This window comes from Rhodococcus sp. 05-2254-6, assembly GCF_002258565.1.
GTDB lineage: Bacteria > Actinomycetota > Actinomycetes > Mycobacteriales > Mycobacteriaceae > Rhodococcoides.
Genome location: NZ_NOZF01000033.1, coordinates 19,755 through 41,670, shown reverse-complemented (window position 1 = coordinate 41,670; position 21,916 = coordinate 19,755). Strand labels below are relative to the sequence as shown.

Sequence of the window (21,916 nt, the reverse complement as noted above, 5' to 3'; positions counted from 1 at the left end):
ACGGCCGCGGTGCGCCGGAAGGCTGAGATGGTTACGGCACGCTTCAGCACGCGTGAACCGCGTTCGCCTTCGCAGCCTCGAGCGACTGGTCCTGCGGGAAGAACCATACGAACGACCTGTACATGGGGACTCCGTCGCACTCGCCGAGGTCGAAGGCAACGATCGATGCACGTTCCTGCGGAGCCGAGCCCGGTGCCGGAAACTGCGGAGTCACATGCGCTGTTGTACCGGTCCCGGACGCCGTCGGCCCACCCCACGAATCCCACACGATGTCGGTGACAATGCCGGAGAGGGACGCACCACCATTGCTGATCTTCGGAGGCCGAACTTCCCCGTAACCCACCTGATAGCTGTCGGTCTTGTTTCCGAGCACAGGGTCTACGCCACTCGACGCTGCCGTCGATACCGGTGTCGCAGGACCACGTGCCTCGATGTAGTCGAACTGGTATCCGCCGGTCGAGAACGTGAACCCTTTCCCGGAATCGTCCGAGCGGCACGACACGCCGGACTCCTTCACATTGCAGGAAAACCCGTTGGCAGACAACGTTTGTCCGTACGGAAGGACAGGCGTTGTGTCGTAACGCCAGAACAACGCCTGGCTCAGGCTCGCGAATCTGGCGTCTTCCGTTGCGTTCACGAGGATCGCGTTCGGAGCAGTCGCATTGCGGCTGTAATGGTCGGGTACCGATGGCGCACCCGCCACGTTCATCGGCATGCTCGACGACGGCTGACAACCAGCCATCTGATCGTCACTGCCGCCCTGCGCACTGTCCGCCAGAATGGCACACCGCCATAATCCACTGGGCGTCGTGAAGAAGAATCCCTGCAGCCCTCCTTCTCCCCGGGCGAAGGTCGCCGGGTCCACGAGCGAGATGGCCGCGGCCGGTGGTGGCGATGGCGGCGGATCGGTCGTCGAGACCTCGAGTGTCGACTGTTCCGGCACGGTGGTCGGCTCAGCGATGGCAGAGACCGGAGCACTTACACGGGAACACCCCGCCACGACGACAAGAAGCGAGGCACACACGATAAGCAGCGACGTACCGGCGCGCATCAGATCGAGCTGGTCCCGCTGTTGCGGGCCCACTCTGCGATGAGTTCGTGGTCGTACTGCTCGGCTCGAATACGCAGATCGGCGTAGATAAGCAGCTGCAATACACGGAATCCCGCAATCATAATTCCAAGTACCACCGCGTAGACCAGCAGGTTTAAACCGAAGATCGCTGTGACGAGCATCAACGGAACGAAGCACAGTGACCAGAGCAGGTGGATCCCGATCAGCCTGCCCCAGGCGGGTTTCGACAGACTCACCGATCGACGTAGGGAATCGACCACGCCTCGACTCTCGACGACCAGAACGACCGGTGCCAAGCTGAACAGGATGGACGCAGCGAACACGCCGAGGCTGACGAACGGCACCAACAGGAGGCTGCCCAGTCCGCCACCCAGCGACAACAGTGCTACCAAGACGAGGCTGGGTAAAGCAGACAGACAGTAGAACGTCAGCGTCATCCGGCATACCGCGAACATCCGGCTCCGCGCGGTGTTCCACACATCGAGCAATCTAACCGGCAGTCCGCGCACGGCTCGTTCGCTCGCGACAACCGACAAAGCCAGCAGCAACGCGCCGGCCGGCAGCGCGATGGCCATGATGAGCAGCAACCAGGCGAGGAGCAGGAGCAACAAACTCGAAAACGGATTGTCCGACAACACAAGTGTGCTGTCACTCAACGATGCGGACGCACCGAGCGCGAACATCCCTATCGCGGCGATCGACAGGAAGACGATCGCGAGGAACACGAGCAGGATCCCCGCTGGGATACCCACCAGCGTCGGCCAATTCTTGGAGACTACCTTCCAAGCACCGGAGAACAGTTCGGTCACTGTCATGGCTCGGAACGGAATCGGTGGTGCCAGGTTTGCAATGTTCGGTTCAGCGGGCTGCCGCGTGCCCAGGACCGGTGCCGTAAGTCGGTGCTGCGCGAGCACCTCACGAATGTCGGGCGTCCAACCGATATCTCGCTGACGGACGTACCAACTTCCGGTACCTGCGGCCAGTGAGATCAAAACCCATCCGAACGTGGAATCCGAAAGGATGGCGGCCAGTAGCGAAACAGCCGCCAGAGATGCGAGCGCATGCCACAGGTGCAGGTCGAATCGCAGGTCAGATTGAGCCCTTCGAGTCTGCTGGTTGTCGAGTTCGTCTGCGAAATCGCTCGCATCGGAGTTCATGAATGGTGATTCCTTCCCGACAGATGACACACGACGATCCGCGAGCGACCGCGGGAAAGCCTACTGAGTCACACGACGATAAATTCGTCCCAACCCATTTGCTATCCCACATTCAACCGACATGATCGACCAAGGGGTTGCCAGGTCGGTTGTTCAGCCGATGCCGGGAAACAACCGACTCCTCTAGATTGTCGATATGCTCCGTCGCGTCAAACATGTTCATGTCCTTGCCATTTCCGTCGCTCTGCTGATCGGTGGCTGCGGCGCAGACGAAGCAACTACTCTTTCGACGGACTCAGGTGATTCAGCACTCGCGTCGGTCACCGATGTTCCGGCCGAAGGCAACCCCGAAACGCCGACACCCCCATCTACGCCAGCTGGGAATCCATGTGTGGGCACTAGAGGTCCATGCGAGGTAGTTGCGTCCGTCGACGTCGACGGCGACAACAACCCCGACAATGTGGGAATCGAACTCGTCGACGCCCAGATCACTGTACGAATCGACACCGGAACATCGCTCACGACAACGAGTGTGCCGAACAAGCACATATTTCCCGACGACATCACTCCGTCCGGGGTGTTCGTCGGAGCCTTCAACATCACTCGTGAACAGGGTGCCGATATCGTCGTCGATGCCAAGATGGGGTACGGCGGCTTCGAACTGTTCGGGGTGATCGGTTGGGACGACGGCCCAGTTTCAGTGCCTGCACCCGAAGGTGCCATCAGTCCGGGCGAAACCGCGTACATGTGGGCGGTGCCGACCGAAATGTACCGGGTGTTCGTTCGATGCCCTGAGCCCGGCTCGGTCGGTGTGGTGAAAACCGAGGCAGACGTCAGCTTCGGTATCGTCACGCCCGGTGGGGCGTACAACGAGACGACCACCTCACGCTGGGTCGGCGACAACTGGACCGTTGCCGACACGAACCGTGTGCCCGGTCAGTATGTGAGCGCGGATCGGTCGGCGCTGTCGGGAACCTTCGAGTGCCAGGCCGCGCACTCCGCGCCCCCAGCATTCGCTCAGATTGCAGCGCAGGAAAATCCGAATATGGTTCTCGGCGGCACCCCACCGAGCAACTCGGAGGGGTATGGCGAAATTCGTCCGGAGACCGTGTACTTCGGCGGATCTCCGAGCGGTTACATCGGTGAAATCGTGTGGGATTCCTGGGGTGGCGAACGGGCGGTGGGCCATGGCATGGCATCGTACGTTTCCCCGACGGGCACGGTTGCGAGTGCACCGATGACCCCGGCAGAAATCGTTGCCTACGAGCCGAGTACGTGCAACGGACTGCCTGCGTACGCGAAGGTTCAGTGGTACTTCCCAGCTGAGGGTCAGGTGTTCAATTCCTCATTTGCGAGCACAGTCTGTTGAATTCCGCCTTGCTGTAGTCAATGAATGCCGTCCAAATTCCAGAGAGTACCTGCACGATCCATGGACTCGTTTCGGGCTCAAGAAACACCTGCCTGCCCCCGGATAAGGGCCGATACCATCCCCCTCGACCGCGTCGGCAGCGAGCTCGTACGAATTGGCAATCAATATTTTCGCCGAAATCGTGACAAGCCAGCCGCTTTATAGGTCGTTCCATCGCCCCCCTTGCTAGACAACTTGCATCGTTTCGGCCATTCCTGCTTCGGGCGCGCCCCGATTGCGGGTTCCGCACGCGGTTGCTTTCATCACATTTCTTGGAAACCAAGTAAAGGTGGCAATAGATCGCTCTCTTCCTTCGGAGATAACATCGGACCGCTGACAGATCCCAGAACGCAATCTCGTCAGTACGTCCTAACAGGATTTCAAAGACTACCGCGGGTTGTGTGAACGTACTCGAACCCGAGCCCCCATCTGACCACGCGTCCCACGCTTAAACAGATGCCGCGTCGACTGACGCCATTTCTCTACTCGCCGCACACGACGCCAACCATCACGTTGTAGACACTGCCAATACTATGTCTGAACGATTGAGCACACAGAGTGCCTCCAACTAAAGTCTGAAGTCCAACCTGAAAGAGAGTAAATCGCATGAAGAATCCCTTTTCTTTCCGACGCAGCATGATCGGCCTTTCTTCAGTAGCACTTGTGGTCGCAATGTCTGTCTTGAACCCAGCAGAGGCACGCGCAGCTGCGAGCGGTTCCGTTGACTGCGGAAACGGACAGGCCGTTCAAGGTGTATGGATGAATGCCGGTAACAAAAGCGGTTGGGCGCGAATCACTGCCGCAAGCGGATTCGGCCCCAACCATGTGAATTGGTATCGGGCGGAAGTTAGTCAAAATAGCTGGTACTCGATCCATGTTGGATGCGGATCGTGGAGCCCTACCTACGTCAGCGACTATACAAACGTTCATTCAGGCGACTTCGTCTGCGTCAGGAAAGTGTCCAGGACAAGCAGCCTGACCAACAAGTGCTGGGATTCCTAGAATGACGGTCAATCTGGCGCACCCGACAGCAGCCCTGACGTGAAACCCACTGGTTTACAAATTGGCATGCGCTGACCTGGACTCAGTAGTCCCTGATTAGCCGATGATGCAGGCTCACGCCATTCCTGCCCGCACAGTCGTGTCTCTCATTCAAATGCGCCAGCCGAGCGCCGATGATGCAGCTGCCGTCAATGCTCGTCCCAGCAATGAAGACCGAGATCATGTAGCTGCCGACGAGACGCAGTACTTCAGATCGACGTCTGCTTATGCAACACGTTGCCCCTTGGCAATCTGCTCGGCGTCTGGTCGACTGACACGGGTCATCCTCACACTTCATGGACGCCTAGGAGGAACCTTCACCGATCCTGCACGCACCGACGAGTGTTTCCTCAGACTGGCAACTGAACACGCAAAGATCAGCTTGGAAAAAGGCGGCGTGCTAATCGGCGCGGCACTACTCCACGACGGCAAAGTGCGGGCGGTGGGCCGAAACCGGATGGACAGCGCAATCTGTCACGGCTAAACCGACTGCACCGAACGATCAGGCCGACTACCCGCCTCGGTGTGCCGAAGTCGGTTCTCCACACAACCTTGTCTCCGTGCTTCTCATTCGCGGGAACCGCCCTGCTGTACGAGATTCCTCGAATCGTCTCAGGTGAGAACCGATCGTTCGAGACCTCGGAGTGATTGCTCGCTGACCACGGAGTGCAGGTCGACGTCGTCGACAACGCCGAACGTGTGCAGCTGATGGAACGCATGCTTGCCGAGCGCCCGAGCCTGTGGTTCGAGGACATCGGGGAGGACGCATAAGCGGCCCCGCCGAATCGGTCCTGTCTGTGCTCGGGTAACTCACCGAGCCAACGCCTGCAAGGTCGCCTCTCCCGCGCGATACCCCGCCTCGAACAGCCATGGCCATTCAGAGAAGTCCTCGGGATCGACCACCACCGTCTCGACACCGCCGTTCCCGCGCCGCTTCGGCATGTTCTCGGGATGGGACGGGAATCGGTCCTTCAGGTACGCGGGTTCGAGGCTCTGCCGAAAGATCAGCCACGTCCGAGGCGTGAAGCCCACTGCCTCAGCACGTTTCGCGAGGTCGATCCAGGCTTCGGCGTTGGCGTACCCGCCTTGGAGTACCAGCCTCCGAGTCTCAAGCATCGGAAACACGCCGTACCAGATCGGTGGGTAACTTAGTAGCGTCTGGCACCAGGCACGACGCCGTTCGGGCGGAATGGGTTCCCACTTCGCCTGTGCTGCTTCGAGTTCGTCACCACCGGACATTGTTCACCTCATTCTGGAGGTGCAACCCTCCATCGACTTGCGCGCCTGCGATTGCGGGACGCGCCGGTTCTTCCCCTGGGGCACCCTGTCGATGGAGACGGGGTTGCCGGACAGCCGGCCAGGTACCGACAACTGCCACTCATGAACCTCTCCCGACCATAGCCGAGAGGTACGACACGCACCATCGGCCGAAAGCGGCAGCCACTGCACGCACCCCGTGCACCGAGGTCGCGCACTGGATTGTCATGATCGCTCCGGTGCAGGCCTCGGGCCAAACTCCCGGAGGACGTCGAGGGCTGCGGTATCGAGCTCGTCGTATTCATCGTTGCCGTGCATCGCGACCAGCATGAACGTGTCCAGAAGACGACCTGCGGTTCGGCTCGTATCGTCGCAGGGCCCAGATTTTTCCTATGCTGTGTTCGTGCCCTCCGACCGAACAGACAGCAACCTCGCTCGCGTGATTCCACTGTTCGGGCGCCGGGGATCCCGTACCGCCAACACGGAATTCGCCGACGCCATCGAGCCGACAGTCGAGTCCCCGGTCGAAGGACTGACGCCCCACGATATCGAGCTCACACCACCGACCGCCGAGGACGAGTTCGCAGCGCTGACCGCATCGAAGCCCATAGCGCAGCTTCGTTCGCTCCTCGACTGGCTCGGTCCGTCACGACCGATCACCGGCACAGGTGTTCCCCGGCCCGGGTCGATCAGCGAGCTGGCGGAGGCCGTCGGGGTGGATCTGGACGCGCGAGCGAGGAACTCGAGATCCATGCGCGACATCCGCAACTTGATGACACTGTGGGATGCGGCAACGGCGGCCGGATTGATCGAGCTGACATCTACCACGGCGATACGCGGTCCCTGGGCCGACGAGTTCGCCCACTCACTTCCCGGCTCGCTGGCCGCCCACCGGACGGCTCTGTCGCACGTCATCCGCCGGTACTTCCTCAGCGAGGACCCACGCCGCCAGTCGCAAGCCCCCGATGTCGTTGCCGGACAGATAGTTCTCGCGGCGATGACGAGCACTCCACGGACGCGGCTCCCGGAAGTCGGTTCGGCCCACTCCGGAGATCTGTACGAACACATCATTGCGTTGATGCTCCGCGGCCTACTGGACCAATTCATCGCCGACGGGTGGCTGGTCTGCGACGGGACATACGAGGTGCCGGCACCCTTGCGCCCGACCGTCCTGGACGCCATGAAGTCACTTCGATACTACGAAACGGATGACCGCAACCGATGATCATCACCGGATTGTTCTTCGCCGAGTACGCGCGAGCCTCGAACGACATGCTCGACATCCTCGGCGGCGTCTGGGATACCTGCACGGTCCCTCGCGACACCCGCATGCTTGAATGCCGGCTGGTCGCACTGTTGCAGACGGGACCCGATGACATCGGTAAGGACTTTCCCGCGACTCTCGAAGTGCTCGACGCGAACGGCGAACACATCGTGAATCAGCGGGGGCTGCAAATTCCCGGTGCCGGCTTCACCGGCGAGAACCGATTCTGGTTCCTGCCGATGCAGATGGTGTTCCGCGACGAAGGACGGCACAACTTCATCCTCAGCGCCGGTGGGGCCACAGCGAGCGTCGGGCTTCGCATTACCTTCGGCTGACGACTCGGTCAGTACGACGGCGGTTGGCGATGCGGCACCGCCGACGGGTTCAGTTCGTCATCGAAGATGCACCGCCAGCCGACGTGACCAAGGCCGATACCGCCGGCGATCGGACTCCGGCCGGCCACGCAATGACCGTCGTGATCATCGGCGCATCGGACACAGGTACGGCCACATGCTCGGGCCACTGCCACGCGCGACTCGACGCTGGGATCACCAGCAACGCCTGACCCAGCGCGACCAGTTGGGCGATCTGCGATTGAGCGCGCACCTCAGGCCCGAGTCCCTCCGGATAGGTCCCGTCGAGCTGCGGCCATCGGGCCATCGGTAGGTCCGGCACATCGCGGATATCATCCATGGCCACTTCACTTTTGGAGGCCAAGGGGTGATCACGCGGAACGACCGCGACCTGCCCCTCGGTGAGGAGGTCCTCGAAGTCGAAGCCGACGAGGTCATCGACGGGGCGATGCATCAACGCCACATCGGCGTCACCGCGGCGAAGATATTCGGCCTGCTCACCGACTTCGCACAACACGATGTCCACCTTCGCGGGGTGCGCGTCGAGCACGCGTCGTAAAAGCTCGTGCGACGCACCGGCTTTGGTCACCAATTTGATGACGTCACCGGCGCTTCGCGCTCGCTGCACTGCCGCAGCGACGGCGTCGAGCGCCGTCACAGCGTCCCTCAGGAGCACGGCACCAGCAGCAGTGAGTGCCACTCCGCGACGATTCCGATCCAGGAGGGCGACGCCGAGTCGGCGCTCCATCCTGCTGATCGCCCGCGACAGCGGCGGCTGGGCGATCCCCAAGCGCTGCGCGGCGCGTCCGAAGTGCAGCTCCTCGGCCACGGCAACGAAGTACCGGAGTTCGCGCGTTTCGAGATCGTCCACGCCGACAGCCTAGTTGTGATACCCGTTGAGTATCACAGGTTGGTCGATCGGTATTGGACGCACCTGCACTCGACGCCGACCATGGACTGCATGACAACCAAGACCGCGCTGGTCACCGGCGCCAACAAAGGGATCGGCTTTGCCATCGCGCACGGACTCGGACTGCAGGGAATCAGAGTGGGAATCGGGGCCCGCAACGATGCACGACGACAGGACGCGGTCGACAAGCTTCGTGCTGCGGGCATCGACGCCTTCGGAGTCCCCCTCGATGTCACCTCCGACCACAGCGTTGCCGCCGCCGCCGCCGACTCGATCCATGACCTCGACATCCTTGTGAACAACGCAGGCATCTCCGGCGGCGACCAACAGAATCCGACGACGCTGGATATCGACGTACTGCGGACTACCCTCGATACCAACGTATTCGGAGTCATCAGAGTAACGAACGCACTACTTCCGAAGCTTCTTCGTTCCGCCTCGCCACGCATAGTCAACGTCTCGAGCAATATGGGCTCGCTCGCGCTGCAGACCGGCCCGATCATGGCGGCATATGCTCCATCCAAGACCATGGTGAACGCGATGACTGTGCAGTACGCACGGCAGCTCGCAGACACTGCGGTGATCGTCAATGCATGCTGCCCGGGTTATGTGGCAACGGATTTCACCGGATTCGCATCCACCCGCACGCCGGAGGAAGGCGCGCGCATCGCTCTGAAACTCGCCGCTCTGCCCGACGACGGCCCGCGAGGCGGATTCTTCGACGACGCCGGAACCGTGGCCTGGTGAAGAACGCGGCCGATCAGCCGAGTCCAGGCATCGAGTGGCCCACTCGGCGCTGCTGGACTCAGCTGACGTCAGGTGCTGATCGACTCCCGCACAGCAGCTCTGGCCACCACCCGACGTGCGGTTCGGGCAACTGCCTCGTCGATCAGGAAGCCCTTGCTGTCGACGGCCACCCCCGAGGTGGCACGTTCCAAGGCGGCCAACAATTCTTGGGCCTCTCGCACCTCGTCCTCGGACGGCACGAACACCGTTCGTACAGGGCCGAGTTGGGCCGGATGGATACACGAACGCCCGACGAATCCGAGACCGGCCAGCATTCGAGTGTCGGCCTCGAAGGCCTCGGCGTCGCGGAAGTTTCGCGACACCGCGGCGGGCGGCGGATCGATACCTGCCGCCATACTGGCTGCGACCACCTGAGCACGCACGAACGACAGTGACTCCGCCGAACCGTCGACGCCCAGATCGGCGGCCAGGTCCACCTCACCGATCTGCAAAAACTTGACCCGGGGGGCGCGGGCAATCTCCAGTGCAGCGAACACCCCGGCGGCCGTCTCGATGAGGGGTGAGACCACGGTGCTACTGCCACCCAGTAGGGCATCGGCCTGCTCGATCTCCTGAGCGGACGACACCTTGGGCAGCCAGATACCCGTCAGATTCGAGTGCCCTACTGCACGGATATCGGCCTCTTGCAACGAACCTGGATTGACTCGCACCCAGATCTGCACGTCACCCGGTTCGCAGGCCGCAATCCACTGGGCCACCGTCGCCCGCGCATGGTCCTTGTTCGCCGCGGTGACGGCGTCCTCCAGATCGAGCACCACCGCGTCCGTGCCCGATGCCAGTGCCTTGTCGAAACGCTCCGGCACGTCCCCTGGAACGTACAGGTACGTCAGTGCCGACGTCATCCGATGACACCCGTGCCCGCGACGAGGGACTTCGCGATGACGGTGCGCATGATGTCGTTGGTGCCCTCACCGATGGCCATCAGCGGGGCGTCGCGGTAGAGACGTTCGACGACGAACTCGGTGGAGTAGCCGTAGCCACCGTGAATACGCATGGCTTCGAGGCTGGCAGTGATGGCGGCCTCGGAGGCGAAGTACTTCGCCATGCCGGCTTCCATGTCCACGCGCTTACCCGAATCTGCCTGCGATGCAGCCCAGTACGTCATCAGCCGTGCAGCCTGGAGCTGGGTCGCGATGTCGGCGATCTTGAGCTGGATGGCTTGGAACTCGGCGATGGGCTGACCGAATGCGGTGCGCTGCTTCGCATATTCGAGTGCGGCGTCGTAGGCAGCCTGCGCGATGCCGACACTGCGTCCGGCGATATTGAGACGGCCGATCTCGAGACCCGACAGCGCCTGCTGCAGACCACGGCCCTCGACACCACCGAGCAGCGCATCGACGGGCACACGCACATCGGTGAACGTGATCTCACACGACTCGGTGCCCTTGTAGCCGAGCTTGCCCATGTCGCGCTGCACCTCGAACCCGTCGGTCGTGGTGTCGATCAACAGCAGCGACATGCCCTTGTGCGCCGGCGTAGTCGTGGTATCGGTCTTGACCAGTACCGGAAGCACATTCGCGTGTCGAGCGTTGGTGATCCACGTCTTCGCACCGTTGACGACGTAGTGGTCGCCGTCGCGCTTGGCGGTGGTCTTGATGCCCTGCAGGTCGGTTCCGGCACCGGGCTCGGTCAGGCCGACTCCCGTGCGCCATTCACCGGACGCAAGCTTGGGCAGCAGAGTCTTCTTCTGCTCCTCGGTACCGTGCTTGCCGATCATCCAGCACGAGAGGTTGTGGCTGCCCAGAATTCCGGCAACGCCCATCCATCCGCGGGCGAGCTCCTCGTACACCAGGGTGAACGAGACCTTGTCGAGGTCGAGTCCGCCGTACTCCTCCGGAGTCGTGATCCCGAACAGGCCCATGGCCTTCATGTGTTCGACGATCTCGGTGGGGTATCGGCCCGTCTTCTCCCACTCGTTCGCGACCGGGATGATTTCCTTGTCGACGAAGGTGCGCAATGCTTTCCGGAAGGCCATCTGCTGTTCGTCGTACGTGAAGTCCATGATGATGTCCTGTCGATTGGGGTGTCGTCGATCGAAGTGTCAGGGTGCCGGCGCGATAGCTGCGGCGAGATCGAGAATGGGGGTCAGGTCGGGTTCGTCGACCAGTCCGAGGATGCGGTCGGCGAGCTCGGCGGCACGAGAATCGTTGCCGCAGTTGCCGAGAAACTTCTCCAGCAGACGGTCGTCGCTCAACGGGAACCCGGCGGATCCCTGACTGCCGCCGACGGAGGCGTCGAGTACTCGTCCGTCGGTGAGGGTGAGAACCGCCCTGCCCGACGCGGCCGCCGCGGGAACCTCGGACGGTAGGTTCGTCACCCGCACCTTCCGGGCGGTGACGAGGACGTCTTCGCGTGCGATGGATTCGTCGGTGTAGGTCGAGACGGTGATGGCCCCGTCGTGCAGTAGTGCGGCGACGCTCCAGGGCAGATCGAACTTGCCGTCGTACGTGCTGCGCGGTGACGCGACCCCGGTGTTCGGACCACAGACGAACGGACTCGAATCTGGGTGAACGAACACCTCGATGTCGGCCACGTCGCTCGCCTGAACCGCACTGTCCCCGAGCGCCTTCGACACTGCGTCGAGCGTGACGTGCATCAGCTGGCAACTGGGGTACGGCTTGATGCCGATTCGGGTGGCTTCCCACCGCGTGCCGAGTCCTTCTGTCAGTGCCGCGAAGTTCGTCGGCCGATCGGTCAGCGCAGCGTAGATGCCGCGTCGACCTTCCAGAACCGAGGACGGTCCAGTAGCACCGGCGGCGGCGAGCCGGGCGGCCAGCACACCGTTCATGCTGGCCGATCCTGGATGCAGCGCCTTGGTGTCCGCGTCCGTGTCGAGGAACTCGAGCAGTCCCGAACTCGACGATCCGGCGATCCCCAGAGCGTTGACCATCGTCTCGGTGTCGAACTTCGAGAGGTGTCCGGTGACGAGTGCGGCCGTCAACGGTCCCACCGCTGCGGTGGCATGCACGCCCCGAGCATGGAATCCGTGGGGACTGACTTCACCGAGACGACATGCGGTTTCGAGACCGAGGGCTGCTGCCGTCAACACATCGGAACCCGAGGCGTACACCTGCTGCCCTACGGCGAATGCCGCGGGAAGAGATACGGCCGTCGCGTGTACCAGTGCGCCCGCATGTGTGTCGTCGAAATCCAGAGAGTGCAGCATCACCCCGGTCGCGAAGGCGGCCGCCGGTGCGGACAGGCCGCGGGTGCCGGTGAGAGGCCGCGCCTCCGGTGGGCCGCCGAGGGCGTCGGCCACTGTCCAGCCCGGTCGGCCGTAGCCGAGACGTTGAGCAGCAACGGTATTCCCGACGCCATCGAGCAAGTGTCGCGCCGCCGAATGCCGGACGTTCTCGGGCAGGTCGGCGACGGTAACACCCGATGCCCACTGCGCCAGAACCGTCGAACTCACGCCCGTACCTCGTCCTTGGCCGTTCCGAACGCGCCCTCGGCCTTGAGTTTCGCGACGCGTTCGTCGTCGTAGCCCAGTTGGTCGCGCACGATGTCGTCGAAGTGCTCGTTCCGCTGCGGCGCACGGCGGTACTGCTTGGCCTCGGAACCAAAGTTCACCGGGGAAGCGACCTGACGCACCGTGTTGTACACCGGATGCTCGGTCTCGACCACAAGATTGCGTGCGATCGTGTGGGGTTCGGTAAGTGCATGCTCGACGTCGTTGATGGGACCGGAAGGCACCCCGGCAGGGCCGAGCTTCGAGAGCCAGTGATCGACGGTGTTGGTGGCGAACACCTCTTCCAGGATCGGCAGCAGCACGTCCTGATGCTTGCCGCGCAGCGAGAAGTTGCTGAACCGTGGATCGGCACCGAGATCCGGGCGGTCGATGGCAACAACCAAACGGTCCCAGAACTTCTCCTTCGCGCAGCCGACGATGAGCCAGCCGTCCGTCGCCTCGAAAGCCTGGAAAGGAACCAGCGAGGGGTGCGCCGAGTTCTTCGTGCGGATCGGCTCGAAGCCGGCGTTGAGGTGCCACGTCGCGGGATACGTGAGCAGAGACATCGCCGTGTCGTACAACGAGACGTCGCAGTCCCCACCGATGCCGTCGCGTCGGGCAGCGTGCAATCCCGACAGCAGCGAGATCGCGGCGACGAATCCACCGGAGTAGTCGACCAGAGACAGACCGGATTTCGTGGGCGGTCCGTCCGGGTCGCCGGTGACGCTCATCCAGCCGGCGAGACCTTGCAGGATGTAGTCGTAGCCGGGCTCTTTCGAGCGCGGGCCGGTCATACCGAAGCCGGTGAGGCTGCAGCACACGATCGCAGGGTTGAGGTGCTTGAGCTGGTCGTAGGTGATGCCGATCTTCTCCGGCACGTCGCCGCGGAGGTTGGAGTAGACGGCATCGCTGGTGCGGACGAGGTCCTCGAACACCGCTCGCCCACTTGGTGTCGAAAGATCCAGTGAGAGAGACCGTTTGTTGCGGTTGAAGCTCTCGAAGAAGAGCGAGTCCTCGCCCTCGTTGTAGGGCGGGACGTAGCGTCCGACGTCGCCGCCGACGCTGGGGTCCTCGATCTTGATGACATCCGCGCCGAGGTCGGCCAGATGCAGGCTGCCGAACGGGCCTGCGCCGTACTGCTCGAGGGAGATGATGCGGACGTCTTCGAGTGGCCTCATGCGTCGGAATCTTTCGTCGTGGGGAGTTCGAGCGGGCCGTTCTGTGCTTCAGGAAAGTAGTTCTGCCCGATGCCGCTGTCGCGGGTGGCGACCATGACCGAGCGCTTCCACGAAATGACCTCGACGCCATCCTGATTGAGGCCGCGGGTGATCATCGAGACGATTCCGGCGTATGGCCTGGACTCGGACTTGCGCAGCCCGGTGCAGATGCTTTCGGCGTACAGGGTGTCGCCTGCGTAGACCGGGTGGGACATCTTGATGTCGGTGAAGGCCAGGTTCGAGATTGCGTTCTGACTCATGTCGATCACCGAAAGTCCCAGTACCACAGAGACTGTGAAGCCGGAGTTGACGATGACGCGCCCCTCGGTGATGGGGTTCTGCGATGCCAGGTGCGCGTTGAAGTGATTTTGGTTGGTGTTGAGCGACAGCAGCGTGATCCACGTGTTGTCGGTCTCCGAGATCGTCCGCCCGAAGGGATGTTGGTAGACGTCCCCCACGGCGTAGTCGTCGAAGAAGCGCCCCAGAACGGCCGGATGGATTGCCACCGTGTCTCCTCGTGTCGGTTTGGCGAGTGCCTTACCTAGACCATAAACATCAGATGTTTACGGCGTCAAGGGTTCAGCGAAACCGATTTTCGAGGGGCTTCACGTAGAACGGCTCGTTAAAGAGCAGATGTTTTACGGCTTGCGGAGTCGATCCATCTGACGGTAGGAGTCCCCGAGGTGGTCGAGGTGCTTACGCATCAGGTCCATCGCGGCCATCGAATCACCCGCGGCCACCACGTCGCGCAGACTCCGATGGTCACTGTCGACGCATTGCCAGAAACCTTCGGGCGCGTGATCACGCCCGAATCGGCCGGACAGCACTCGGAAGACAGGCGCGGTGATGAGCTCGAGCAGAGGGTTGTGCGCCGCACGAAGCAAGACGAGGTGGAATTCCTGGTTCTTGGCGAAGGTCTCGGGTCCCTGCACTTCGTTGGGGTCGAAGATAGACGCGTTGAGCTGTTCGAGATGCTCGTCGGTGCGGCGGAACGCAGCGATGCCTGCGGCCGGCACCTCCATCAGGTTGCGCACTTCCATGAGCTGGTCGACGGTGACGGTCTCCGCGGCGGCCATGAGCGCCACACCGGTTTCCAGGTGCTCGCTGATGTGCCCGACGCTGGGGACGGCGACGAAGCTTCCCCCGGTCACTCCCCTGGTCGTCTCGATCAGGTTCTGACTGGCCAGGGAGCGAAGGGCCTCGCGAATGGTGCTGCGACCCACGCCGAATTCTGCGGTCAGCTCCGCTTCGCCGGGGAGGCGCTCACCAGGCTGCAATTCACCCGACAGGATGCGGGTGCGCAGATGTCCTGCAAGGACCGCATATGCGGGGACGCTCTTGGCTGTGCCCTTGAGCGACGCGGATTCGGCCACTTCTCCCCCTGCAACTCGACGACGGCTGACGATCGGCTCGAGCCTAGCCTGGCGGGTCTATCGACATGCACCGATCACTCGGAGAGCGGCCATCACGTCGATTCCGCTTCATACATCAGACTTTTGGGGCCGAAACTGCGCCGATTTCTACGTCTAGGCCTGAATGCGCGCCCCTTGACGGTCTATATATCTTATGTTTAGGTAGATCGCAGCTGTTACTTAGGTCTCACCACACCTGAGGTTGTGGCACCCGACATTCCAGACCTCGGCGATACGCGGACTACTTCTATTCGTGCAACGCCGATCATCCAGCGAGGACGCAGATGCATTTACGCCGAGCCACGTCCATCATGGCAGCACTGACGCTGTCCACCACATTGGTGGCCTGCGGATCAGGTCCCGGTCCCGACGCGGACCCCGCCAACCCGGTCACGATCGACGTCACCGTCTCGGCAGCGGCCGAAATCTACAGCATCCCTTGGCTTGTCGCGCAACAGCAGGGACTGTTCGAGAAGCACGGTGTGATCGTGGAGAACATCGTGCCGGGCAAGGGCGGCAGCGCGACCATGCGCACTCTGCTCGACGGCAACATCCCCATCGGCGAGGTCAGTTACCCCTCGATCGTGCAGGCGGACGCGGCCGGTTCCGAACTGCGCATCGTCGGCGGCGGCACCCAAGGGCCGTATCCGATGAATTTCTACGCGCTCGCCTCGAACCCGAACATCAACTCCATCGAGGACGTACGCCGGTGGGCCTACACCCGGCCCAACTCGGCGTCCGACGCCCTCACCCGCCTCATTCCCTCACTCGCGGGCGTCGACCCGGGTCAGATCGAGCGGGTTGCCTCCGGCGGAATCGGCGAGGGCTTCGCGCTTCTCGAAGCCGGGAACGTCGACATCGCCCTCGTCCCCTCCATTGTCGCCGAACAGCGGCCCGAGGACTTCAAGCTGATCGTCAGCAGCCCCGACTACATGTCGCGGTTCCTGCAGTCGACGATCACCACGACCAAGGACTACGCCGCGAGCAACCCCGGCGTCGTACGAGCCATCAACGCCGGCTACACCGAGGCAGTCGCGTCGATCAAGGCCGATCCTGTTGCCGCAGCTGAGATTTACGCCAACTACACCGGCTTCGACGTGGAGTCGGCAACCGCGGTGGTCGAGCGAGCATCGTCGGTCGACACGTGGGGCGGCGGGTTCGACACGGCGTCCGTCGTGTCCGCGCAGGACGGAGTGGAGGCGTCGGGCAGCGATCGTGAACCCGATTTCTGCACCCTGTTCGACCCGGACTTCCTCGCCGAGGGAGTCACGAACGACATGCCCGACGACTGCGAAGCCTGACCATAATTTCCCACCACCAGAAGGTAGCGACGTGACGCAAACATCGGTTCGACCTCACCAAGACACCACCTCGGCCATCGCCGTCGCATCCTCGGTGTCGAGACACTTCGGCGACGTGACGGCCCTGCACGAGATCGACTTGTCCATCGGCAGAGGTGAATTCGTCTCCGTAGTCGGCCCCAGTGGCTGCGGCAAGTCGACTCTGCTCGAGGTGTTCGCCGGACTGCAGGATCACGACGGCGGCACCGTGCAGATCGACGGTCGGCCGTTGACCGGACCCCGCTCCAAAACTGCGGTGATTTTCCAGGAATCGGCGACGCTGCCCTGGCGGACCGTGCGAGACAACGTCGCGTTCGCTCTCGAAGTACGGGGCGTCGGCAAGCGAGAGAGACGAGCCCGCGCCGACGAGCTGCTCGAGACGGTCGGCCTGTCCAAGTTCGGCGACCACTACCCCACTCAGTTGTCGGGCGGTATGCGCCAGCGTGTGGCCATCGCACGCTGCCTGTCCATGGAGCCCGATCTGATTCTCGCGGACGAGCCGTTCGGCGCACTCGACGAGCAGACGCGGTTGGTCATGTCGTACGAGCTACTCAAGATCGTCGAAAAGCTCACGTGCGGGGTCCTGTTCATCACCCACAGCATCCAGGAGGCAGTGCTGCTGTCCGATCGCGTGCTGGTGATGAGTGCGCGACCCGGCCGATTCATCGACGAGGTGGACATCGATCTCCCTCGACCGCGATCCGAAGACGTGCTGGCCAGTCCCGACGCTGTCGCTCTGCACGAACGTATCTGGTCACGTTTGCGGGACGAGGCCAAGAAAACGATGAGCATCGAACCATGAGTGCGCCCACGCGCGAAAGCACGCGCGCCTCCGTGGTACCCGGATACATCCGGCCGGCCCCCTCCACCCAACTCGGCCTCCCCGCATGGGGATGGACGGTGCTCATCCTCGTCGTGGCTCTGGTGGCCATCGACATCTCGGCACGGTTCTTCGCGTCCCCGCTGGACATCGTTCCGGTGACCGACATGATCTCGACGTCGCTGGGCCTGCTGACCGACCCGGACTTTCTGATCGACGAGTTGGGCCGGACGCTGGGCATCATCGTTCTGGCCTTCGTTCTCAGCTCCGTACTCGGTGTCGCCGCCGCGTACGTCCTGTGGCGGTACGAGTTGTGGGACAGGGCGTTCCAGCCGTACCTCAATGTCTACTATGCCGTCCCCACGTTTGCGCTCTACCCCATCATGGTGGTGTTGTTCGGTGCAGGCGTGGCTCCGATCGCTATTCTGTCGACCATCTTCGCCTTCGGTGTGGTGGCGTTGAACGCGCGCACCGGCTTCAACTCGGTGTCGCCGATCGTCACCAAGCTCGGCACTACGTTGATGTTGACGCGGTGGCAGTACTTCCGATCGGTGCTTCTTCCGTATGCGTTGCCGAGCATCGTGACCGGACTGAAACTGGGGCTCTCGTACGCCGTCATCTCGGTGTTGGCCAGTGAGTTCATTCTCTCGACGCAGGGGCTCGGCCACTTCATCTCGATCGCCTACGACGGGTTCGACATCGCGGACATGTACGCCGGGATCCTCATCGTGGCGCTAATCGCGCTGCTCTCAACCTCGCTGATCTCTCTCGCGCTCAACCGATTCGATTGGAGGCGCCGCTGATGAGCAGCACCTTGGACAGAGTGGCCACCGCCCCAACATTTCCCCCGAAGGTGACCTCGTCCGCGGGCCGCACCAACGCCCGACGGTTCCTCCCTCCTCTGGTCGTGGCCGTTGTCGCAGTGCTGATCTGGTGGATCTCGGCGGTTCTCGTCGACAGTCTCATCTTCCCGACGCCGGCCGAGGCCATGGCCTCACTCGCCGAGGACCTGGGCAAAGCAGACTTCCGTGCCAATGTCGGTGACTCGCTCCGCATTCTCGTGCTCGCGTTTCTGGCCAGCACGGTCGCGGGTTCACTGCTGGGCCTGACGCTCGGGCTGAGTCCTTACTGGACCCGAACCATCGCCCCGATCGTGTACTCGATTAACAGCATTCCGAAGATCGTGCTGTACCCGATCTTCCTGTCATTCCTCGGCATCGGCGCACTGAGCCGATTCGGGTTCTCCTTCTACGCCGCCTTCATCCCGATGTTCCTCGTCGCCGTTGAGGCCACCGCATCTGTCCAACGAATCCACCTCAAGATGGCGGCGTCGTTACAGGTGAGCTGGCCCAGATTGATCCGTCAGATCGTCATTCCCGCTGTGCTCCCCGCGCTCGCCACCGGCATGCGCATGACCTTCGGCTTGGCGTTCCTGGGACTGCTTCTCGCCGAGATGTTCTCGTCGTCCAGCGGCATCGGATACGAACTGCTGCGCAACGTCAGCCTGGTGCGGATGGAGAACATCATGGGTACCGTTGTGCTGATCCTGGTGATGGCATTGCCGCCCACCATCGCCCTGCAGTGGTTGGATAGTCGCATCACCTCGAAATACGGCGGTCGGTGAAGGAGCTCGCTGCATTTGAACAGGTGCCCGACAAGCGTCGACGGTAGCGGCTGCCGACCCGTGTCTTCATGATTTCCTTAACTGAGTCATTCATGTAACCGACGATCTGCGATTTCGAGCGGCCGATTGACTTGATTGCCACCCCAAGGTCGCACCCGCGATGACCGTGATCCTTGCGGCGCAACCTGGCTTACCCGTGAGAGCAGGTACTCGCGAGCATCAGGCCGGTACGGACACTGACACGAACCGGACTATCTAGGAAATCATTCTCACGCAGAGGTATTCGAGCACACGTCATGGAAGCCCTGTCAGTGAAACCTACCGCCAAGAGTGACCAGCAAACCCAAAAATAATCAAACTACTGTACACGGAGCGGAGCTGGTTCCACACGCCGAGCCACGAATCGCCACCCTCTTGAAAACCAAGACGTGCCTGGGCGTCTAAGGGTACTGTCATCGAACCCCTAACGCGAGAAACCACCCGATCCAGCAGGGAGTCTGATGACAGAGCTGATGCCTTCCGCAGCTACGAGTGATCTACCTACGGTCTCGTTCAACTATGAGCAGTTTAAAACTTGGTACGAGCTCGTCAAGGTTCGACGACTTGGTCCTGCGTTGTCTACCGTAGAGCGGTATCTGAATGAAGCCATGATCGATAACCTCGGCGAGTTCGATCGCGGTCGTATTCGCATAAGCTCAAGTCGCCTCAAGGCTCCCGGCCGAGTTTGGTCCAAACTAAATCAAGAGAAATACATAACACGAATTTCCGAGCTCGAAGATATTCCACATGTGATTGACGACCTGGTCGGAATTAGAATAGTCTGCAACAACGTCTCAGACATCGGAACCGTTCAAACGATGCTCTCAAGCCTACCCGAAGTTGAGGATTCACCTAATTCGGGAATAGTTTTTGAATCGAAAAAGGAACGCCTATATCACGAAACCCCCAAGGAATCCGGCTATCGCGCCTATCACGTAAATCTCTCGGCTCGAGTGCAGAACGCCGCCGACTGGTGGACAGTTAGCGTTGAGGTCCAAGTTCGGACCCTCCTTCAGGACGGCTGGGGCGAATTAACACACGAGGATACGTACAAGCCAGACGCATCTCTGCCACCAATGATTAAAACGCTGGCGCAGCGGCTAGCGAATCTGCTGAGCTGCGTCGATGAACTCGCCCAAGACCTAAGGGATGAGCTGGATCGTGCGTCACGGACTCCCGCCGCTACTAATTCTGTGGCAACGGAAATACGTTCTCCGCAAATCGATAGCAGCCACTCGGCATCATCCGTCGTTCCGGACAGCTCAGGCGTGATCTTTCCAGAGCAGGCATTGATCGAAGAAACTCGAGAAACTGTGCGCAACCTCTCAAAACCGGAAACTCTAGCCGCGGTCGCTTTCCAGCTGCAGTCTGTATTTGGAGCAAGTATCGCGCAACAATCCTGGGGCCGATTCGGAACATTCAAGTCACTTCTTCTTGAAGCTGTTCCCGATGTAAATATTGTGTATGTAGGTCCGGGATGGATAGTCCCCCGGGGGTTCGACGCCTCAGACTTGAATGATACTAACGCCATCCCAGCTAACGCCTTTGATCCAAGCGTTCCAAATTTAATACGCGAGCTTCAGAAAATTGAAAAGCCGACTCCGGCTGTGTCGAAAGACGAACTTAGGAAATACATTAGCGCCGTGGCGGCCTCATTGGATCAGGACCTCTGGGATGAGCTTAACATAAATCGAACCGAGCTTGGAGTGCAGCAGGTTCATCTACTCAGTAAAGCCATTCGCGATAAAGTCCAGAGAGGAGGAAAGACTCTAATCCGATTAAAGCTAAGTTACTTTCTGAACGCTCTTTTGCAAACCGGGAACTTGAGGACTGGACTCTCCACCTCACAGCTACGTGACATATTCTTTCAATACATCAGATCGCGTGCGGGTCATTTCAATATCCCTGTAGATGAACACGACTTACTGGAAATCGAGCAATGGATTGACCCAGAAAGCAGTTTCTCCAGCTGATCAAGTCACTACCGTCACGGCTGCTGCCACTTGCGGGCCCGGCTCGGACATCACCGATTTAAACACTATGTGCGCAGCCCGCACGACGACCACTGCATCCACTGCCGCCAGCCGTGGAACAAACCGGAGCCGAGCACACCACCAAATTTCAGTACGTCGGCGAGCTGGATCCCTGACCGAACCGACCCCGAGCCACGAATGGGGCGCTTGCGCCGACGCCGACAGTCGGGCCAGTCCCCGATAGACCTACACGACACACCCCCGGCCGACTCTGTTCAGTCTGCGTACTCGCGGAGCTGTCAGCCACGGCATCCGAAGGGGGCGGTGACTGGGCCGCAGGTCGTGTTATCGACGGGCAGGCCATCATGGTCGAGGGAATCGCGTACCTAGTCCCGCAGATCGCCGCGTCCTCGCCGTACCATTCATGCGCCCGATCCACGACGAACCCAATCGACGTCACACATCGCGCTGCCGTGGCGAATCCACCGACACCTCGAACACCCGACGGTCGGCAGCCATTATTCGCCGAATCCCCCGGTTTCCTTCTCCCCACCCTGGTCGAGCGCGGTCGCGATGACGCGCGACATCCCGTGATCTCGGGCCTTAAGCAATTTGGAGGGGTCAACAAATGCTCATCGGCGAGTGCTTCACCTGCGTCGGCGAACACGAATGGATCTGGACCCCACTCTGTTCCGGCTGCCCAGTCCGGTCGGCCTGGAGCTGGATCGAGCGGCGTGTAGTCGGGCTGAACGAGGCGCTGGGGACGACCAGGGT

The 21,916-nt window shown here is 61.5% G+C and carries 20 protein-coding genes and 1 riboswitch; of the genes, 10 read left to right on the top strand and 10 right to left on the bottom strand.

Translation table 11 applies throughout. The features are described from left to right. Positions 1-43 precede the first annotated feature (43 nt). Together CH256_RS03975 and CH256_RS03970 are read right to left on the bottom strand one after the other, a co-directional pair. Complete coding sequence (locus CH256_RS03975) at positions 44-943, bottom strand: DUF6636 domain-containing protein (protein ID WP_143536516.1); 900 nt, start codon at positions 941-943, stop codon at positions 44-46. Between the two features lie 107 nt (positions 944-1,050). Then, the gene (locus CH256_RS03970) at positions 1,051-2,229 is read right to left on the bottom strand and encodes a hypothetical protein (protein WP_094668929.1); all 1,179 of its coding nucleotides are present in this window, start codon (positions 2,227-2,229) and stop codon (positions 1,051-1,053) included. A 391-nt stretch (positions 2,230-2,620) separates the two neighbouring features. On the opposite strand from CH256_RS03970, the gene CH256_RS03965 reads away from it, so the two are divergent. Both CH256_RS03965 and CH256_RS28450 read left to right on the top strand, forming a co-directional pair. Then, a complete protein-coding gene (locus CH256_RS03965) occupies positions 2,621-3,598 on the top strand; it encodes a hypothetical protein (protein WP_143536515.1) in 978 nt (325 codons plus the stop codon). 1,728 nt (positions 3,599-5,326) lie between these two features. Next, a complete protein-coding gene (locus CH256_RS28450; RefSeq protein WP_256989355.1) occupies positions 5,327-5,449 on the top strand; it encodes a hypothetical protein in 123 nt (40 codons plus the stop codon). A 39-nt stretch (positions 5,450-5,488) separates the two neighbouring features. On the opposite strand, the gene CH256_RS03955 is transcribed toward CH256_RS28450, so the two are convergent. Next, complete coding sequence (locus tag CH256_RS03955) at positions 5,489-5,794, bottom strand: mandelate racemase/muconate lactonizing protein (RefSeq protein WP_256989354.1); 306 nt, start codon at positions 5,792-5,794, stop codon at positions 5,489-5,491. A 151-nt stretch (positions 5,795-5,945) separates the two neighbouring features. Next, a riboswitch (SAM riboswitch) is annotated at positions 5,946-6,064 on the bottom strand. A gap of 274 nt (positions 6,065-6,338) precedes the next feature. Between CH256_RS03955 and CH256_RS03950 the strand changes: the two genes are divergently transcribed. Both CH256_RS03950 and CH256_RS03945 read left to right on the top strand, forming a co-directional pair. Continuing rightward, the gene (locus CH256_RS03950; RefSeq protein ID WP_143536514.1) at positions 6,339-7,160 is read left to right on the top strand and encodes a hypothetical protein; all 822 of its coding nucleotides are present in this window, start codon (positions 6,339-6,341) and stop codon (positions 7,158-7,160) included. Further along, complete coding sequence (locus CH256_RS03945; protein WP_094668925.1) at positions 7,157-7,534, top strand: DUF6941 family protein; 378 nt, start codon at positions 7,157-7,159, stop codon at positions 7,532-7,534. Before CH256_RS03950 ends, CH256_RS03945 begins: the two co-directional genes overlap by 4 nt. A 49-nt stretch (positions 7,535-7,583) precedes the next feature. Here the strand turns inward: CH256_RS03945 and CH256_RS03940 are convergent, their stop codons facing one another. Further along, complete coding sequence (locus CH256_RS03940) at positions 7,584-8,423, bottom strand: LysR family transcriptional regulator (RefSeq protein ID WP_094668924.1); 840 nt, start codon at positions 8,421-8,423, stop codon at positions 7,584-7,586. 90 nt (positions 8,424-8,513) lie between these two features. Here CH256_RS03940 and CH256_RS03935 point away from each other — a divergent pair, with 90 nt between their 5' ends. Then, positions 8,514-9,209: an SDR family oxidoreductase gene (locus CH256_RS03935; protein WP_256989353.1), complete on the top strand. Its 696-nt coding sequence runs from the start codon at positions 8,514-8,516 to the stop codon at positions 9,207-9,209. 68 nt (positions 9,210-9,277) lie between these two features. Here CH256_RS03935 and CH256_RS03930 read toward each other — a convergent pair whose 3' ends face one another. From CH256_RS03930 to CH256_RS03905, 6 genes are all read right to left on the bottom strand, one after another. Continuing rightward, a complete protein-coding gene (locus CH256_RS03930; protein ID WP_094668922.1) occupies positions 9,278-10,111 on the bottom strand; it encodes an HpcH/HpaI aldolase/citrate lyase family protein in 834 nt (277 codons plus the stop codon). Continuing rightward, positions 10,108-11,271 carry an acyl-CoA dehydrogenase family protein gene (locus tag CH256_RS03925; RefSeq protein ID WP_032395011.1) on the bottom strand — a complete coding sequence of 388 codons (1,164 nt, stop codon included), beginning with the start codon at positions 11,269-11,271 and terminating at the stop codon, positions 10,108-10,110. Before CH256_RS03925 ends, CH256_RS03930 begins: the two co-directional genes overlap by 4 nt. Positions 11,272-11,310: 39 nt before the next feature. Continuing rightward, entirely contained in the window at positions 11,311-12,681 is a 1,371-nt protein-coding gene (locus CH256_RS03920) for an MmgE/PrpD family protein (RefSeq protein WP_094668921.1), read from the bottom strand. Then, a complete protein-coding gene (locus CH256_RS03915) occupies positions 12,678-13,895 on the bottom strand; it encodes a CaiB/BaiF CoA transferase family protein (protein ID WP_094668920.1) in 1,218 nt (405 codons plus the stop codon). Before CH256_RS03915 ends, CH256_RS03920 begins: the two co-directional genes overlap by 4 nt. Next, entirely contained in the window at positions 13,892-14,440 is a 549-nt protein-coding gene (locus tag CH256_RS03910; protein ID WP_094668919.1) for a MaoC family dehydratase, read from the bottom strand. The genes CH256_RS03915 and CH256_RS03910 overlap by 4 nt, the downstream gene beginning before the upstream one ends. A 132-nt stretch (positions 14,441-14,572) precedes the next feature. Further along, entirely contained in the window at positions 14,573-15,307 is a 735-nt protein-coding gene (locus CH256_RS03905) for a FadR/GntR family transcriptional regulator (protein WP_094668918.1), read from the bottom strand. Positions 15,308-15,630: 323 nt separating this feature from the next. Here CH256_RS03905 and CH256_RS03900 point away from each other — a divergent pair, with 323 nt between their 5' ends. From CH256_RS03900 to CH256_RS03880, 5 genes are all read left to right on the top strand, one after another. Continuing rightward, positions 15,631-16,647 carry an ABC transporter substrate-binding protein gene (locus CH256_RS03900; RefSeq protein WP_094668917.1) on the top strand — a complete coding sequence of 339 codons (1,017 nt, stop codon included), beginning with the start codon at positions 15,631-15,633 and terminating at the stop codon, positions 16,645-16,647. A gap of 31 nt (positions 16,648-16,678) precedes the next feature. Next, entirely contained in the window at positions 16,679-17,488 is an 810-nt protein-coding gene (locus tag CH256_RS03895; protein ID WP_094668916.1) for an ABC transporter ATP-binding protein, read from the top strand. Then, complete coding sequence (locus tag CH256_RS03890) at positions 17,485-18,309, top strand: ABC transporter permease (RefSeq protein WP_094668915.1); 825 nt, start codon at positions 17,485-17,487, stop codon at positions 18,307-18,309. Before CH256_RS03895 ends, CH256_RS03890 begins: the two co-directional genes overlap by 4 nt. Beyond that, positions 18,309-19,130 (top strand): ABC transporter permease, encoded by an 822-nt coding sequence (locus CH256_RS03885; RefSeq protein WP_094668914.1) that lies wholly within the window; start codon positions 18,309-18,311, stop codon positions 19,128-19,130. The genes CH256_RS03890 and CH256_RS03885 overlap by 1 nt, the downstream gene beginning before the upstream one ends. 500 nt (positions 19,131-19,630) lie before the next feature. After that, entirely contained in the window at positions 19,631-21,142 is a 1,512-nt protein-coding gene (locus tag CH256_RS03880) for a GTP pyrophosphokinase (protein WP_094668913.1), read from the top strand. The last annotated feature ends 774 nt before the right edge of the window (positions 21,143-21,916 follow it).

What these genes read in the sequence shown, in the direction of transcription:
- CH256_RS03935 (WP_256989353.1), top strand. Translation starts at nt 8,514, where the DNA reads ATGACAACCAAGACCGCGCTGGTCACCGGCGCCAACAAAGGGATCGGC.
- CH256_RS03885 (WP_094668914.1), top strand. Translation starts at nt 18,309, where the DNA reads ATGAGCAGCACCTTGGACAGAGTGGCCACCGCCCCAACATTTCCCCCG.
- CH256_RS03890 (WP_094668915.1), top strand. Translation starts at nt 17,485, where the DNA reads ATGAGTGCGCCCACGCGCGAAAGCACGCGCGCCTCCGTGGTACCCGGA.
- CH256_RS03930 (WP_094668922.1), bottom strand. Translation starts at nt 10,111, where the DNA reads ATGACGTCGGCACTGACGTACCTGTACGTTCCAGGGGACGTGCCGGAG.
- CH256_RS03970 (WP_094668929.1), bottom strand. Translation starts at nt 2,229, where the DNA reads ATGAACTCCGATGCGAGCGATTTCGCAGACGAACTCGACAACCAGCAG.
- CH256_RS03880 (WP_094668913.1), top strand. Translation starts at nt 19,631, where the DNA reads ATGACAGAGCTGATGCCTTCCGCAGCTACGAGTGATCTACCTACGGTC.
- CH256_RS03945 (WP_094668925.1), top strand. Translation starts at nt 7,157, where the DNA reads ATGATCATCACCGGATTGTTCTTCGCCGAGTACGCGCGAGCCTCGAAC.
- CH256_RS03925 (WP_032395011.1), bottom strand. Translation starts at nt 11,271, where the DNA reads ATGGACTTCACGTACGACGAACAGCAGATGGCCTTCCGGAAAGCATTG.
- CH256_RS03900 (WP_094668917.1), top strand. Translation starts at nt 15,631, where the DNA reads ATGCATTTACGCCGAGCCACGTCCATCATGGCAGCACTGACGCTGTCC.
- CH256_RS03955 (WP_256989354.1), bottom strand. Translation starts at nt 5,794, where the DNA reads ATGCTTGAGACTCGGAGGCTGGTACTCCAAGGCGGGTACGCCAACGCC.
- CH256_RS03915 (WP_094668920.1), bottom strand. Translation starts at nt 13,895, where the DNA reads ATGAGGCCACTCGAAGACGTCCGCATCATCTCCCTCGAGCAGTACGGC.